Source organism: Actinomadura miaoliensis, assembly GCF_039536785.1.
Taxonomy (GTDB): Bacteria; Actinomycetota; Actinomycetes; order Streptosporangiales; family Streptosporangiaceae; genus Spirillospora; species Spirillospora miaoliensis.
This window is the reverse complement of sequence record NZ_BAAAZG010000031.1, coordinates 24200-39084: the sequence shown is the minus strand read 5'-3', so window position 1 is coordinate 39084 and position 14885 is coordinate 24200. Positions and strand designations below refer to the sequence as shown.

The window sequence follows — 14885 nt, the reverse complement described above, 5'->3', positions numbered from 1 at the left end:
GCGCTAACGAAGGGTTTCCGCGGTGTACGCGATTGTCCGCGCAGGCGGCAGGCAGGAGAAGGTGGCCACGGGCGACGTGCTCACCGTCGACAAGCTGGCCGGTGAGGTCGGCTCGACGGTCACGTTCCCGGCCGTGCTGGTGGTCGACGGCGACGACGTCGTCAGCTCCAAGGCCGACCTTGCCAACTACGAGGTGACCGGCGAGATTCTCGGCGCGGTCAAGGGCCCCAAGATCAACATCATGCACTACCGGAACAAGACCGGGTACAAGCGGCGGATGGGCCACCGCCAGCCGTACACCCAGGTCAAGATCACCGGTATCAAGGCCGGGAAGTAAGGAGCGGTCACATGGCACACAAGAAGGGCGCGTCGTCCAGCCGCAACGGTCGCGACTCGACCTCCAAGCGCCTGGGTGTCAAGCGCTTCGGCGGCCAGCTGGTGAACGCCGGCGAGATCCTGGTCCGCCAGCGCGGCACCCACTTCCACCCCGGGCCCGGCGTCGGGCGCGGTGGTGACGACACGCTGTTCGCGCTGGTCGCGGGCACCGTGGAGTTCCGGCGCTACCGCGGCCGCAACGCGGTGAGCATCGTCCCGCCGGCGGAGTAATCCGCCGCACAGCGACGTTGGTGAAGGGGCGGACCGAACCCGGTCCGCCCCTTCGTCTCGTTACCGGGCACCGAACCGTCCAGCCTCAGCCGTCCAGCCGTAGGAGAAGACCATGGCCGCAGCCACCCAGCAGGGCGCGCAGTTCGTCGACCGTGTGGTGCTGCATGTCGTCGCGGGTCACGGCGGCCACGGCTGCGCCTCGATCCACCGGGAGAAGTTCAAGCCGCTCGGCGGCCCCGACGGCGGCAACGGCGGCCGCGGCGGCAACGTGGTCCTGCGCGTGGACACCGGCACCGCCAGCCTGCTGGAGTACCACCGCCGCCCCTACCGCAAGGCGCCCAACGGGCGTCCCGGGCAGGGCGGGCACCGCACCGGCGCCAACGGCGACGACGTGGAGCTCAGCGTGCCGGACGGCACGGTCGTCAAGGACCGCGACGGCAACGTGCTGGCCGACCTGGTGGGGGAGGGCACCCGCTTCGTCATCGCGCAGGGCGGGCACGGCGGCCTCGGCAACGCGGCGCTGGCCTCGGCCAAGCGCAAGGCGCCCGGGTTCGCGCTGCTGGGCGAGCCCGGCGACGAGCGCGAGGTGGTGCTCGAACTCAAGAGCGTCGCGGACGTGGCGCTGGTCGGCTTCCCCAGCGCGGGCAAGTCGTCGCTGATCGCGGCGATGTCCGCGGCCCGCCCCAAGATCGCCGACTATCCGTTCACCACGCTGGTGCCGAACCTGGGCGTGGTCGAGGCGGGTGACACCACGTTCACCGTCGCCGACGTGCCCGGGCTGATCGAGGGCGCCAGCGAGGGCCGCGGCCTGGGCCACGCGTTCCTGCGGCACATCGAGCGCTGCTCCACCCTGGCGCACGTGCTGGACTGCGCCACGCCCGAGCCGGGCCGCGACCCGGTCAGCGACTTCGAGGTGATCGAGCGGGAGCTGGCCGCCTACGACCGCGAGCTGGGCGACCGCCCGCTGTCGGACCGGCCCCGCCTGGTCGTGCTGAACAAGGTGGACGTGCCGGACGCCCGCGATCTGGCCGAGCTGGTGCGGCCCGAGTTCGAGAAGCGCGGCATGAAGGTGTTCGAGGTGTCGGCGGCCAGCCGCGAGGGGCTGCGGGAGCTGACGTTCGCGCTGGCGGAGATGGTGGAGGCATACCGGGCGGCGCTGCCCCCGGCCGAGCCGACCCGCCTGGTGATCCGGCCGCGTCCGGTCGGCGGCGCCGACTTCGAGATCAAGGACATGGGCGACAACACCTACCTGATCACCGGTGAGAAGCCGGTGCGCTGGCTGCGCCAGACCGACTTCACCAACGACGAGGCGGTGGGCTACCTGGCCGACCGGCTGGCCCGTCTGGGCGTGGAGGAGGCGCTGGCCGAGGCGGGCGCGGCCGCGGGCGCCACCGTGCTGATCGGCACGCCGGACGACTCGGTGGTCTTCGACTGGGAGCCGGACGTGCCCGCCGGCGGCGGTCCCGGGCACGGCCCGCGCGGCACCGACAGCCGCCTCGACGGCCGCTGAACCAGACCCATCCATCGGCTCCATCGGCGAGGGAGAGCATGAGCAGCGAGCGCAGCGCCGTGATGACGGCCGGCGACGAGCTCGCGCGGGCGCGTGAGGTGTTCGCCGGGGCCCGGCGGATCGTGGTGAAGGCGGGGTCGTCCTCGCTGACCACCCCGCTCGGCACCATCGACGCCGACCGGGTGGACGCGCTGGTCGACGTGCTGGCCGCCCGGCGCGCCGCGGGCAAGGAGATCGTGTTCGTCTCGTCCGGCGCGATCGCCGCCGGCCTCGGGCCGCTGGGCCTGGCGCGCCGGCCGTCCGACCTGGCGTTGCAGCAGGCCGCGGCCAGCGTGGGGCAGGGCCTGCTGATCGCCCGCTACACGTCCTCCTTCGCCCGCTACGGGCTGACGGTCGGGCAGGTGCTGCTGACGTCCAACGACATGATCCGCCGGGCCCACCACCGCAACGCCCAGCGCACCCTGGACCAGCTGCTCGCCCTGGGCATCGTGCCGATCGTCAACGAGAACGACACGGTCGCCACCGACGAGATCCGGTTCGGCGACAACGACCGGCTGGCCGCGCTGGTCGCGCATCTGACCCGGGCGGACGCCCTGCTGCTGCTGTCGGACGTGGACGCCCTCTACACCGGCGACCCGCGCCGGCCCGGCGCCCGCCGCGTCGAGCAGGTCCGCGAGCCCGCCGACCTGGCGGGCATCCGCATCGGCGGGCCGAACCAGGCGCGCAAGGTCGGCACCGGCGGCATGATCACCAAGATCGAGGCGGCGCGGATCGCGGGCGTGCCGGTGGTGCTGACCAACGCCGCGTCCGCCGCGCCCGCCCTGGCGGGGGAGCCCGTCGGGACGTACTTCCACCCGTCCCGGGAGAGCCGCATGTCGACCCGGCACCTGTGGCTGGCGCACGCCACCACCGGGCAGGGCCGCATCGTCCTCGACGCGGGCGCGGTCGAGGCCGTGGTCAAGCGCCGCAAGTCGCTGCTGCCCGCCGGGGTGACCGGCGTGGAGGGCGACTTCGCCGCGGGCGACCCGGTGGACCTGTGCGGCGCGGACGGCCGCGTGGTGGCGCGCGGGCTGGTGAACTACGACGCGGGGGAGATCCCCGACCTGATGGGCCGCTCCACCCGGTGGCTGGCCCGCGAGCTGGGGCCCGAGTACGAACGCGAGATCATCCACCGCGACGATCTCGTGATCCTGGACGTCTGACTGGACCTGGACAGTAAGGAGCCGGTGATGGGTGAGCGGGACCGGGAGCGCGAGGAGTTCCTGCGCGTGGCGCGGCTGGCCAAGGACGCCACGGCGACGCTGGCGCCGCTGCCGCGGGCGGCCAAGGACGCGGCCCTGCACGCGATCGCCGACGGGCTGACGGCCGCCGCGCCCGAGATCGTCAAGGCCAACGCGGGCGACGTGGCGCGGGCCCGGGAGGCGGGCATCTCCGAGTACATGATCGACCGGCTGAGCCTGTCGACCGAGCGGATCGCCGCGATCGCCGAGGCGGTCCGCAAGGTCGCCGCGCTGCCCGACCCGGTCGGCGAGACGGTGCGCGGGAACGTACTTCCCAACGGGCTGGAGCTGCGGCAGATCCGGGTGCCGCTGGGCGTGGTCGGGATCATCTACGAGGGCCGTCCCAACGTCACCGTGGACGCCGCCGCGCTGTGCCTCAAGAGCGGCAACGTGGCGATGCTGCGCGGCTCGTCGTCGGCGATCGAGTCCAACACGGTGCTGGTGCGGGTGATGCAGGACGCGTTGGCCGGCACGGCGGTGCCGCAGGAGGCGGTCCAGCTCGTGCCCGGCACCAGCCGCGAGTCGGTCAAGCACCTGATGCGGGCGCGCGGCCTGGTGGACGTGCTGATCCCGCGCGGCGGCGCGTCCCTGATCAACTCGGTGGTGGAGGAGTCGACCGTCCCGGTGATCGAGACGGGGGTCGGCAACTGCGCGGTGTACGTGGACGCCTGGGCCGACCTGGACATGGCCGTCGACATCGTCGTCAACGCCAAGACCCAGCGGCCGTCGGTGTGCAACGCCGCCGAGACGCTGCTGGTGCACGCGGGCATCGCCGAGGCGTTCCTGCCGCGGGTGCTGGAGGCGCTGCGCGCCAAGGGCGTGACCGTGCACGGCGACGAGCGGGTCCGCGCCCTCGCGGCCCGGAACGGCCACGACGACGTCGTCCCGGCCACCGAGGAGGACTGGTACGCCGAGTACCTGTCCCTGGACATCGCCGTCCGCGTCGTCGACTCCCTGGACGAGGCGGTCGCGCACATCCGCACGTACGGCTCCGGGCACACCGAGGCGATCGTCACCTCCTCCCAGCAGGAGGCCCGCCGGTTCGTGGCGACGGTGGACTCGGCCGCGGTCATGGTCAACGCCTCCACCCGCTTCACCGACGGGGAGGAGTTCGGCTTCGGCGCCGAGATCGGCATCTCGACCCAGAAGCTGCACGCCCGCGGCCCCATGGGGCTGCCGGAGCTGACGTCCACCAAGTACGTGGTGACGGGCGAGGGCCACCTGAAGGGCCAGACCCCGCCCGCCTCCTGAGGGCGCCGCTCAGCCGCCGTGCCCGGCGTCGAGCGGCAGCTCGGCGCCGACGACGAAGCCGCCGCGCGGCCCGCGACCGGCGCGCAGCGTCCCGCCGACGCTGCGCGCCCGTTCGGTCATGCCGACCAGCCCGAACCCCCGCGGGCCGTCGCCCGCCGCCGGTCCGCGGCCGTCGTCCTCGACGGTCACCAGCAGCCGGTCGTCCGCCCGGCACAGCGAGATCCGCACCGACCGCGCGTCGGCGTGTTTGATCACGTTGGTGAGGGCCTCCTGGACGATGCGGTACGCCGCCACGCCGACCTCGGCGGAGATCTCGGTGTCGCCGCGCTCGTCCAGCGTGACCTCCAGGCCCGCGGCCCGCGCCACGTCCGCCAGCTCGCCCACCCGGTCCAGCTCGGGCAGGGGCTCGCCGGCGCCGCCGTCGGCGGCGCGCAGCACCGCCAGGGTGGCGCGCAGCTCCTTGCGGGCGGTCCGGCAGGTGCCCGCGATGTCGCCGAGGGCCTCGGCCAGCTCGGCGCGGTCGATCGGCCGGTCGCCCCCCACCAGGTGCGCCGCCGCCCCGGCCCGCACCCCGATCACCGTGATGCTGTGCGAGAGCAGGTCGTGCAGGTCGCGGGCGATGCGCAGCCGCTCCTCGGCCACGCGCCGCCGGACCTCCTCCTCGCGGGTCCGCTCGGCGCGCTCGGCCCGGTCGATGATCGCCGCCACGTACGCCCGGTGGCTCCGCCACGCCTGGCCCGCGATCACCGCGTCGGCGGTCCACCCGATCGCGCCGAGCTGCGGCGCGCCGAAGTGCACGCCCGACTTCACCACGGTCATGCCGGTGAGCACGACCGCCAGGACCCCCAGGCCGGACAGCACCGCCTGCCGCCGCCCGCCCAGCGCGGACAGGGTGAACAGGGCCAGCAGCCCGGCCGGGATGCCCGCCTCGTTGCGGTACTCCAGCAGGTTGTAGGGCACCAGCAGCACGACCACGGCGACCATCACCACCGCCGGGCATCTGCGCCGCCACGTCAGCACCGTGTACGCGCCGCCCAGCAGCAGCACGCCCACCGCGTCCAGCGGCCGGTGGCCGGGATGCACCAGTACGTAGGTGACCGCGGCGGTGGCCATCACACCCGCGAGCGGCCCGTCCTGGAGGGAGCGGTTCTTCTTCAGCGCGTCGAGCAACACGCGCCCATCCTGGCGTGTGCGGCGGAGACGCGCGACGGCCCGGGCGTCCCGGCGGGGACGCGCGGGCCGTCGTGGCGCGGTGCGGTCAGGCGCCGCCGTTGGTCCGGCGGGTGACGCGGTCGAACAGGCCGCCCGCGGCGGACGCGGCGCCCTCGGCGATGTCGCGGACCTTGCCGATGAACGGGTCGGCGCTCTGCGACCACGACTCGCGGTAGGCGTTGGCCGCGTTGCGGATCTCCTCGGAGATCGAGGCGTTGGCGTCGTCCTCGCGGCGCGGGTAGTCGCCGCCCAGGATCCGCTCGTACTCGCCGCTCGTCGCCCACCTGTCGATCTCGGCGAACCGGATGACCGGGTACGGGTGGGTGAGGTTCAGCAGGTTGAGGAACTTCAGGAACCCGTCGCGGACGTCCCCGGCGGCGTCGTACTCGCGGGCCTGCGCCAGGAACGCCTCGGTGTTCATCTCCGACAGGCGGGTGCCGCCGGCCATCTTCATCATGGTGCGCTTGGCCGCGTCGAGGTCCTGCCCGGCCAGCAGCCCCGCCCGGTCGGCCGACAGCTCGGCCTTGCGGAACCACTCCTGCAGCCCCATGATGATCGCCGCGATGCCGATGTTGCCCAGCGGCAGCCACGCCAGCCGCGCGCCCAGCCGGGTCAGGATCATCATCATCGTCTGGTAGACCGCGTGGCCGGACAGGATGTGCCCGACCTCGTGCGCGATGATGAACCGCAGCTCCTCGTCGTCGTGCAGGTCCAGCAGCCCGGTGTTGACCACGATGAACGGGTGGTCGGACCCGATCGCCATGGCGTTGGGCTGCGGCGACTGCTGGACGTAGACCTCGGGGACCTCCGGAAGGTCCAGGATGTAGGCGGCGTCGCGCACCATGTCGTGCAGGTTGCGGAACTGGTTGTCGCCCGCCCGCACCGCCCCGCCGAGGAAGGCCAGGCGGATCGCCCGCTCATTGAACAGCCCCGACAGCCGTCGCAGGACGACGTCGAACCCGGTCAGCGAGCGCAGCGCCACCAGCGCCGAACGGTCCGCCGGGTGTTCGTAGGCACGGGAACTGATCCCGGGAAAGCGTGTGCGCGCTCGGTCCGGTGTATTCGTCGTCATATCCGGCATGGTATGTCCGACGAACGCCGCGGCCCCCGGGTTCCCCGCAAGATCGCCGGTCGGCCGCGTCCGGCAGCGGCCGCGAACTTTTCCCGCGTGGCCGGCGTCCGCGTGCCCGCGCCCGAGTCCGGGCCCGACCGAACTCCGGCGCGGGCGGGGTGCGTACGGCCTGGCATGCGGGATCAGGGCGGCGTGATCACGCCGGGGGGTTGCGCTCCCGGCGGGCTTGGGGCTGGAATGCGGATCAGCAGCGGCGTGGCGCGAGGAGGCGCGATGTTCGATCCGAAGGCCGAGGCCATGTCCCGGGACGAGCGGGCCGCGCTGCAGCGGCACCGTCTGTGGGGCCTGATCGACCGGCTGCTGGCGTCCGGGGGCGTGCAGGGCGAACGGCTCCGAGAGGCCGGGATCGAACGCGGCGCCGACGTCACCCTGACCGATCTGCCGCGGCTGCCGTACACCACCAAACAGGACCTGTGGGACGCCTACCCGTTCGGCATGGTGGCCGTGCCGCAAGACCAGATCGCGGCCGTGCACGGGTCCAGCGGCACCCGCGGACGGCCCACCCTCGTCGCCTACACGCGCGCCGACCTGGAGCTGTGGGCGGCGATGTGCGCCCGGTCGCTGGCGTGCGCGGGCGCCGGGCCCGGCAGCGTCGTCCACAACGCCTACGGATACGGCCTGTTCACCGGCGGCATCGGCATCCACCAGGGCGCGGTGGCGCTCGGCGCCACCGTGGTGCCCATGTCGGGCGGGATGACCGAACGGCAGGTCCGCATGATCGCCGACCTGCGTCCCGACATCCTGACCTGCACGCCCGCGTACGCGCTGCGGCTGGGCGAGGCGGCCGCCGAGGCGGGCGCGGACGTGTCGTCGCTGCGCGCCGGGGTGTTCGGCGCCGAGCCGTGGTCGGCGGAGATGCGCGCCGCCATCGAGGCCGTCCTGCCGATCAAGGCCGTGGACATCTACGGGCTGTCGGAGATCATCGGGCCGGGCGTGGCCACCGAGTGCCTGGAGCAGAACGGCCTGCACGTCAACGAGGACCACTTCATCGTCGAGACGATCGACCCCGAGACGGGCGAGCCGTGCGCCGAGGGGCGGCTCGGCGAACTGGTGTTCACCACCCCCACCAAGCAGGCGCTTCCGCTGCTGCGCTACCGCACCGGCGACATCGCCTCCCTCACCCACGGCGCGTGCGACTGCGGCCGGACGCTGGTGCGGATGAGCAAGGTCACCGGCCGCGTCGACGACATGCTGGTGATCCGCGGCGTCAACGTCTACCCCAGCGAGGTGGAACGGGTGCTGCTGGCGTCCGGCCTGGTCGGACCGCACTACCAGCTCGTCGTCGACCGTCGCGAGCCCCGCAGCCGGCTGATCGTGGCCTGCGAGCCGCACGAGGGCCGGGAGGTGTCCGCCGAGCTGGCCCGGCTGCTGCGCGCCGAGATCGGCCTGGCCGCCGAGGTGCGCGCCCTGCCCGCGGGCGCCGTCCCGCGCGTGGAGATCGGCAAGGCGGTGCGGGTCGTGACGTGGGAGTCCGGCGAACCGCCCATCCCGGGCCTGGACCGGCCCCTGGCGGCCACCTGACGGCACCCGATCGACCCCCGGTGGGTTCGATCACGCCCGCCGCTGGCTATTCTCGTCGCCATGACGCAAAAGCGGCGACTGGGGATCATGGGCGGCACGTTCGACCCCATCCACCACGGCCACCTGGTGGCCGCCAGCGAGGTCGCCCACGTCTTCTCGCTGGACGAGGTGGTGTTCGTGCCCACCGGCCGCTCCGCGCACAAGGAGGGCCGCCTGATCACCCCCGCCGAGGACCGCTACCTCATGGCCGTGATCGCCACCGCGTCCAACCCCCGGTTCTCGGTCAGCCGGATCGACATCGACCGGCCCGGCCCCACCTACACCGTCGACACCCTGCGCGACATGCGCCGCCTGCACGGCCCCGACACCGAACTGTTCTTCATCACCGGCGCCGACGCCCTGGCCAAGATGCTCACCTGGCACGACGCCGAGGAACTGTTCGAGCTGGCGCACTTCATCGGCTGCACCCGCCCCGGCCACAAGCTGGCCGACCCGGGGCTGCCCAACGGCCGGGTCAGCCTGATGGAGGTGCCCGCCCTGGCGATCTCCTCCACCGAGTGCCGGGACCGGGTCCGCGCGGGCGAGCCGATCTGGTACCTGGTGCCGGAGGGGATCGTCCAGTACATCAACAAGCGGGCCCTGTATCACGACCAGGCCGCCTGACCGGGGGGTCACTAGGGTGTCATCGCCCTGACCTGCCCGGACATCACCTGATATTGGTTTCCCCGCGACGCGGCGCGGGCCATACCCTGGAAAGGGACCGCCCGGTGCCGGAGGACCTGGCCGCACCGGGACACGACAACGAACGGGGCCCGTTCCCAGCGCCCGTGAGAGGGTGTATCCGGGAACCGTCCCCGACAGGGAGGATCGCGAGCGCATCGTGACCGCATCCGACAGGGCCGTGCAGCTGGTCCGGCTCGCCGCCGAGGCGGCGAGCGACAAGCTGGCCGACGACATCCTTGCCTACGACGTCAGCGAGCAGCTGGTGATCACCGACGCCTTCGTGCTGTGCTCGGCGCCCAACGACCGGCAGGTCCGCGCCATCGTCGACGAGGTCGAGAAGCGCCTGCGCGAGGACGCCGGCGCCAAGCCCGTCCGCCGCGAGGGCGAACGCGAGGGCCGCTGGGTGCTGCTCGACTACGTCGACGTCATCGTGCACATCCAGCACGAGGAGGAACGCGGCTACTACAGCCTGGAGCGGCTGTGGAAGGACTGCCCCCTCATCGAGCTGCCCGACAGCATCAACGCCCACGCCGCCCAGCGCCCCCGCGCCGTGGGGAGCCCGCGTGACTGAGCCCCGCAGGACCCCCGGCAAACGCACCCTCGTCCTCTGGCGCCACGGCCAGACCCTCTGGAACGTCGAGAACCGCTTCCAGGGCCGGACCGACGTCCCGCTCGACGAGACCGGCGTCCGGCAGGCCGAACGCGCGGCCCGGCTGCTGGCGGCGCTGCGCCCCACCGCGATCCTGGCCTCGCCCCTGCAGCGGGCCGCCCGCACCGCCGACGCCCTGGCCGCCGTCACCGGCCTGCCCGTCCGGCACGACCCCGACCTGGTCGAACGCGACGGCGGCGCCTGGGAGGGCCTCACCGGCAAGGAGATCCGCGAACGCTACCCGGCCGAGCGCGCCGCCTGGCAGCCCCCCGGCGGCGAGACCGCCGCCCAGGTCGGCAAGCGCGTCAGCGCCGCCCTCGAACGCGCCATGGACGACCTGCCCCCCGACGGCCTGCTCGTCGTCGCCTCCCACGGCGCCGCGATCCGCCTCGGCATGTCCCAGATGCTCGGCCTCCCCGAAGACGTCTGGGACAACATCGGCAGCCTGTCCAACTGCTGCTGGTCCGTCCTCGCCGAACGGCGCAACGGTGGCTGGCGCCTGGCCGAGCACAACGCCGGCACCCTCCCCGAACCCGTCCTCAGCGACGACCGCACCGACAACGGTGCCTGACCCACCGCCCGATATTCGATTCGAGTCCACGGCCCCTGTTCCTATACACTGGCGGAGCGCTGCGGGATGAACGTCCACGCAGCGGCGGGGCTATGGCGCAGTTGGTAGCGCGCCTCCATGGCATGGAGGAGGTCTGGGGTTCGAATCCCCATAGCTCCACTCGATCCGAGGGCCGGTGTGGTCGCAGCTCGCTGCTTCCCCATCGGCTCTCGTCGTTTCTCCCGAGGGGCGACCCCCCGGAGCCCCCCGGCTGCGGCTCGCGTTGAACGCTCGCCGCCCCCGGCTTGGCTTGCTCGGTGAGCTTCGCAAAGCGGCATCGCCGACGGGCATGGCGGCTCGTAGGGTGAGGTGCCACGTCTGCGGTGGCGGTGCGTCGGTTTTGCTCGCGGGGTGGGTGTGGGTGGCGCGAGTGGTGTCTCGGGTGCACTAAGCTTTTCGTTGGTCGGTTGGACCGGCGTCCGGGGCTATGGCGCAGTTGGTAGCGCGCCTCCATGGCATGGAGGAGGTCTGGGGTTCGAATCCCCATAGCTCCACCCCGTAGCGGAAACGCCCTCGTCTCGGTTGGGACGGGGGCGTGGCTTTTTCTGGAAGGTGCCGTCGGCTCGGTTCGCACTACGGCGGGCCATAGTTTTTCTTCACCGGTGGGCGTCATCGTCTGCGGGAGACCGTCCGGCTTATCGTCCGGGCATGACCACCACTTCGCAGGTTCTGCCCGGCTCGTTGTCATTGCGGCTCCTCGTACTGCCGACCGTGTTCGCCCTGACCGTGTGCGGGGCGGCCACGGCGTCCGCGGCCACCCGGTCCCATGACGCGGGGCGGCTGCGGCATGACATCGAAGCCATCACCGCGCTGGGCGTCACAGGCGTCCAGGCGCGCGTGTCGCGTGGCGGCCGCGACGTCGTCGCCACGGGCGGGGTGGGTGACGTCGTCACGGGGCGTCCCGTGCCGCCGGACGGGCGGTTCCGGATCGGCAGCGCGACCAAGACCTTCACCGCGACCGTGGTGCTGCAGCTCGCCGGGGAGGGCAGGCTGTCGCTGGACGACACGGTGGAACGCCGGCTGCCGGGTGTGGTGCGCGGCAACGGCAACGACGGCAGGAAGATCACCCTTCGGCATCTGCTGCAGCACACCAGCGGCATCCACGACGACTGGCCGGGCTGGGAAACTCCCGCCGACTTCTACCGGCACCGGTTCGACGTCAATCCGCCGCAGCAGCTCGTGACGCGGGCCATGCGCCACCGGCCCGACTTCGCGCCCGGTACCGGATGGAACTACTCCAACACCGGGTACATCCTGCTCGGCATGGTCATCGAGCGGGTGACCGGGCGTCCCTGGGACGCGGAGGTCGACCGGCGCATCGTCCGGCCGCTCGGTCTGCGGCACACCGGCTTCCCGGGGCTTTCACCTGACCTGCCGCGTCCGCACGCCCACGGCTACGCCCGTTATGCCGGCGGCGAGCTTGTGGACGTGACGCGCAACCGCGAGGGCTACACCGCGGCCTCCGGCGGCGGCATCGTCTCCACCACCGGCGACCTGGCGAGGTTCTTCCGGGCGTTGTTCGAAGGCGAGCTGTTGCGTCCGGCTCAGCTGGCGCAGATGAAGCGGACCGTCCCGGTCAGCGATGAGTACCAGAAGATCTGGCCCGGTGCCCGGTACGGGCTCGGGCTGTTCTCCCGTCCGCTGTCGTGCGGCGGCAGGTACTGGGGCCACAGCGGAGACATCACCGGCTACATGACGAGGAACGGCTTCACCGACGACGGCCGGCGCGGGGTGGTGCTGTCGCTGTCCACCGAGCTGCAGGACTCGATGGACAGCCTGCTGCGCCAGGACGCGGCGGCCTCCACGCTGGTCGACCACGCGCTCTGCGCAACCCGCTGACGGGCCTTCCACCGCCTCCGTCCTGTGCCGGACTACCGGGCCACGCGGTAGGTGAGATGGGTGACCAGGGCGGTGCCGGTCGGGGTGCCGTGTCCCCGTTTCCGGGTGTTCCGCTCACGCGTGTGTGTGGAGTGGTTTTCCGGCCAGGGCGAGCATGGCCTCGCCGAGAGCCTCGTTCTGGGTCGGATGCGCGTGGATCAGGGAGGCCACCTCGTCCGGTTCGGCCTGCCAGTGGTGGATCAACTGGGCTTCGCCGATGAGTTCACCCACACGGTCGCCGACCATGTGCAGACCGACCACGGGGCCGTCGGACACGCGGACGAGCTTGATGGCGCCGGACGTCTTGAGGATCTGGCTCCTGCCGTTGCCGCCGAGGTCGTAGGTGAGGGTGGTGACCCGCGTTCCGTATTTCCGTTCGGCTTGCTCTTCCGTGAGGCCGACGGAGGCGACTTCGGGGTGTGAGTACGTGACGCGCGGGATCCCGGTGTCGTCGATCGGGCGGGGGGCGAGCCCGGCGATGTCTTCGGCGACGAAGATGCCCTGGGCGAAGCCGCGGTGCGCCAGTTGCGGCCCGGCGACGATGTCGCCGACGGCGTAGGTGCCCGGCAGGTTGGTGCGCAGCCGCTCGTCGACGGTCACGAATCCGCGTTCCATCGCGACCCCGGCTTCGTCGAAGCCGTGCCCGGCGGTGTTCGGGCCGCGTCCCACGGCGACCAGCACGAGGTCGGCGTCGAGGTCGTTCCCGGTCTCCAGGGCGACCGACACGCCCGTGGCGGTCTGGGCGGCGCCGATGACCTTCACCCCGGTCCTGCACGCGATCTTGCGGCGGCGGAAGGCCCGCTCGAGAAGTTTCGAGGCGAACTCGTCCTCGGTGGGCAGCAGGCGCGGCAGGGCCTCGACGATGGTGACGTGCGCGCCGAAGGAGGCCCACACGGAGGCGAACTCCACCCCGATCACCCCGCCCCCCAACACGACCACGCGCTCCGGCACGTGGTCCAGGGTCAGCGCCTGGTCGCTGGTGATGATGCGCCCGCCGAGCTCAAGACCGGGCAGAGCGCGGGGGAAGGAGCCGGTCGCCAGGATCGTGTGCCTGCCGGTGTGGCGGACGCCGTCCACCTCGACGGTGTTGTCCCCCAGAAACGTTCCGGCCCCTTCGACCAGGGTGATCCGGTGGGCCTTGGCCAGCCCTTGCAGCCCCTTGTACAGGCGCGTGACGATGCCGTCCTTGTACTTGTGCACGCCCGCCATGTCGATGCCCGCGAGGGTGGTCTTGACGCCGAAGTGCTCGCCCTCGCGGGCGGTGTCGGCGACCTCCGCCGCGTGCAGGAGCGCCTTGGTGGGAATGCAGCCGCGGTGCAGGCAGGTGCCGCCCAGCTTGTCCTTCTCGATCAGCGTCACGGACAGACCGAGTTCGGCCGCGCGGAACGCCGCGGCGTAGCCCCCCGATCCGCCGCCCAGGATCACCAGATCCGTCATGTCCGCTCTCCTCGTCGTCGTGTACCCGTCCGGCGCGCCTGGGCCTCCGCGTAGAGCCGTCCGGCGCGATAGGACGACCGCACCAGCGGCCCGGACATCGCACCCGCGAATCCCATCTCGAGCGCGGTCTCGCGCAGCCGCACGAACTCCTCGGGGCGCACCCACCGCGCCACGGGATGATGCCGTGGGGACGGCCGCAGGTACTGGGTGATGGTGACCAGGTCACAGCCGGCGGCGCGCAGGTCGCGCAGCGACTCGATCACCTCGCCGGAGGTCTCGCCCAGCCCGAGGATGAGGTTCGACTTGGTCACCAGGCCCGCCGCGTGGGCCTGGGCGAGCACGTCGAGGGAGCGCAGGTAGTCGAAGCCGGGCCGGATGCGCCGGAACACCCGGGGGACCGTCTCGATGTTGTGCGCCAGCACCTCGGGCCGCGCGGTGAAAACCTCGTCCAGCAGCGCGGTGTCGCCGCTGAAGTCGGGGATCAGCAGTTCGACGCCGGTTCCCGGGTTGAGCTCGTGGATCTGCCGCACGGTCTCGGCGTACAGGCGGGCTCCCTCGTCGGGGAGGTCGTCGCGCGCGACGCCGGTGACGGTGGCGTACCGCAGCCCCATGGCGCGCACCGACTCGGCGACCCGGCGGGGCTCGTCGGCGTCCACGGCGGACGGCTTGCCGGTGCCGATGTCGCAGAAGTCGCAGCGCCGGGTGCACACCTCGCCCCCGATGAGAAAGGTGGCCTCGCGGTCTTCCCAGCACTCGAAGATGTTGGGGCAGGCCGCTTCCTGGCACACCGTGTGCAGCCCCTCGGAGCGCACGAGGCGCTGCAGCTCGGTGAACTGCGGACCGAGCCGGACCCTCGCCTTGATCCACGGCGGTTTCTGCTCGATCGGCGTGCGGCTGTTGCGCACCTCGAGGCGCAGCAGCTTCCGGCCCTGTGGTCGTACTGCGGTCATCGGGCCACTGTCTGCGCTCCGGGCGTGCCGGCCAAGGGTTGCGCGCTGTTGCAACGGAGGCCGAATGCCGGTGCTCGATGCGGTACGGCATCGACGGGATCTCGATACGCATGTCGCCCCCGCACC

The 14885-nt window shown here is 72.3% G+C and carries 14 protein-coding genes and 2 tRNA genes; 12 read left to right on the top strand and 4 right to left on the bottom strand.

Going from position 1 to position 14885, the window contains the following annotated elements:
• The first annotated feature begins 22 nt into the window (after positions 1–22).
• The 5 genes from rplU (at position 23) to ABD811_RS22670 (ending at position 4647) form a co-directional block, all read left to right on the top strand.
• Positions 23–337, top strand: a complete 315-nt coding sequence (rplU, locus tag ABD811_RS22690) for a 50S ribosomal protein L21 (protein WP_344951118.1) — start codon at positions 23–25, stop codon at positions 335–337.
• Between the two features lie 11 nt (positions 338–348).
• On the top strand, positions 349–606 hold the full coding sequence (gene rpmA / locus ABD811_RS22685; protein ID WP_344951115.1) for a 50S ribosomal protein L27: 258 nt from the start codon (positions 349–351) through the stop codon (positions 604–606).
• A 112-nt stretch (positions 607–718) separates the two neighbouring features.
• On the top strand, positions 719–2116 hold the full coding sequence (gene obgE, locus ABD811_RS22680; protein WP_344951112.1) for a GTPase ObgE: 1398 nt from the start codon (positions 719–721) through the stop codon (positions 2114–2116).
• A 62-nt stretch (positions 2117–2178) separates the two neighbouring features.
• A complete protein-coding gene (gene proB / locus ABD811_RS22675; RefSeq protein WP_344951172.1) occupies positions 2179–3318 on the top strand; it encodes a glutamate 5-kinase in 1140 nt (379 codons plus the stop codon).
• A gap of 27 nt (positions 3319–3345) precedes the next feature.
• Positions 3346–4647 (top strand): glutamate-5-semialdehyde dehydrogenase, encoded by a 1302-nt coding sequence (locus tag ABD811_RS22670; RefSeq protein WP_344951109.1) that lies wholly within the window; start codon positions 3346–3348, stop codon positions 4645–4647.
• A gap of 9 nt (positions 4648–4656) precedes the next feature.
• On the opposite strand, the gene ABD811_RS22665 is transcribed toward ABD811_RS22670, so the two are convergent.
• Both ABD811_RS22665 and ABD811_RS22660 read right to left on the bottom strand, forming a co-directional pair.
• Positions 4657–5820: a sensor histidine kinase gene (locus ABD811_RS22665; RefSeq protein WP_344951106.1), complete on the bottom strand. Its 1164-nt coding sequence runs from the start codon at positions 5818–5820 to the stop codon at positions 4657–4659.
• A gap of 85 nt (positions 5821–5905) precedes the next feature.
• Entirely contained in the window at positions 5906–6931 is a 1026-nt protein-coding gene (locus ABD811_RS22660) for a M48 family metallopeptidase (protein ID WP_344951103.1), read from the bottom strand.
• Positions 6932–7204: 273 nt separating this feature from the next.
• Here ABD811_RS22660 and ABD811_RS22655 point away from each other — a divergent pair, with 273 nt between their 5' ends.
• The 7 genes from ABD811_RS22655 to ABD811_RS22625 all read left to right on the top strand — a co-directional run bounded on the left by ABD811_RS22655 (position 7205) and on the right by ABD811_RS22625 (position 12333).
• Positions 7205–8512 (top strand): phenylacetate--CoA ligase family protein, encoded by a 1308-nt coding sequence (locus tag ABD811_RS22655; protein ID WP_344951101.1) that lies wholly within the window; start codon positions 7205–7207, stop codon positions 8510–8512.
• A 60-nt stretch (positions 8513–8572) separates the two neighbouring features.
• Positions 8573–9175: a nicotinate-nucleotide adenylyltransferase gene (gene nadD, locus ABD811_RS22650; RefSeq protein ID WP_344951098.1), complete on the top strand. Its 603-nt coding sequence runs from the start codon at positions 8573–8575 to the stop codon at positions 9173–9175.
• Positions 9176–9392: 217 nt separating this feature from the next.
• On the top strand, positions 9393–9806 hold the full coding sequence (gene rsfS, locus ABD811_RS22645; RefSeq protein ID WP_344951095.1) for a ribosome silencing factor: 414 nt from the start codon (positions 9393–9395) through the stop codon (positions 9804–9806).
• The gene (locus tag ABD811_RS22640; RefSeq protein WP_344951092.1) at positions 9799–10455 is read left to right on the top strand and encodes a histidine phosphatase family protein; all 657 of its coding nucleotides are present in this window, start codon (positions 9799–9801) and stop codon (positions 10453–10455) included. The genes rsfS and ABD811_RS22640 overlap by 8 nt, the downstream gene beginning before the upstream one ends.
• Positions 10456–10541: 86 nt before the next feature.
• Positions 10542–10614: transfer RNA gene (locus tag ABD811_RS22635), tRNA-Ala, on the top strand.
• A 301-nt stretch (positions 10615–10915) separates the two neighbouring features.
• A tRNA-Ala gene (locus ABD811_RS22630) sits at positions 10916–10988 on the top strand.
• A gap of 154 nt (positions 10989–11142) precedes the next feature.
• Complete coding sequence (locus ABD811_RS22625; RefSeq protein ID WP_344951089.1) at positions 11143–12333, top strand: serine hydrolase domain-containing protein; 1191 nt, start codon at positions 11143–11145, stop codon at positions 12331–12333.
• Positions 12334–12447: 114 nt separating this feature from the next.
• On the opposite strand, the gene lpdA is transcribed toward ABD811_RS22625, so the two are convergent.
• Positions 12448–13809 (bottom strand): dihydrolipoyl dehydrogenase, encoded by a 1362-nt coding sequence (lpdA, locus tag ABD811_RS22620; RefSeq protein ID WP_344951088.1) that lies wholly within the window; start codon positions 13807–13809, stop codon positions 12448–12450.
• A complete protein-coding gene (gene lipA / locus ABD811_RS22615) occupies positions 13806–14759 on the bottom strand; it encodes a lipoyl synthase (protein WP_344951085.1) in 954 nt (317 codons plus the stop codon). The genes lpdA and lipA overlap by 4 nt, the downstream gene beginning before the upstream one ends.
• Between the last annotated feature and the right edge of the window lie 126 nt (positions 14760–14885).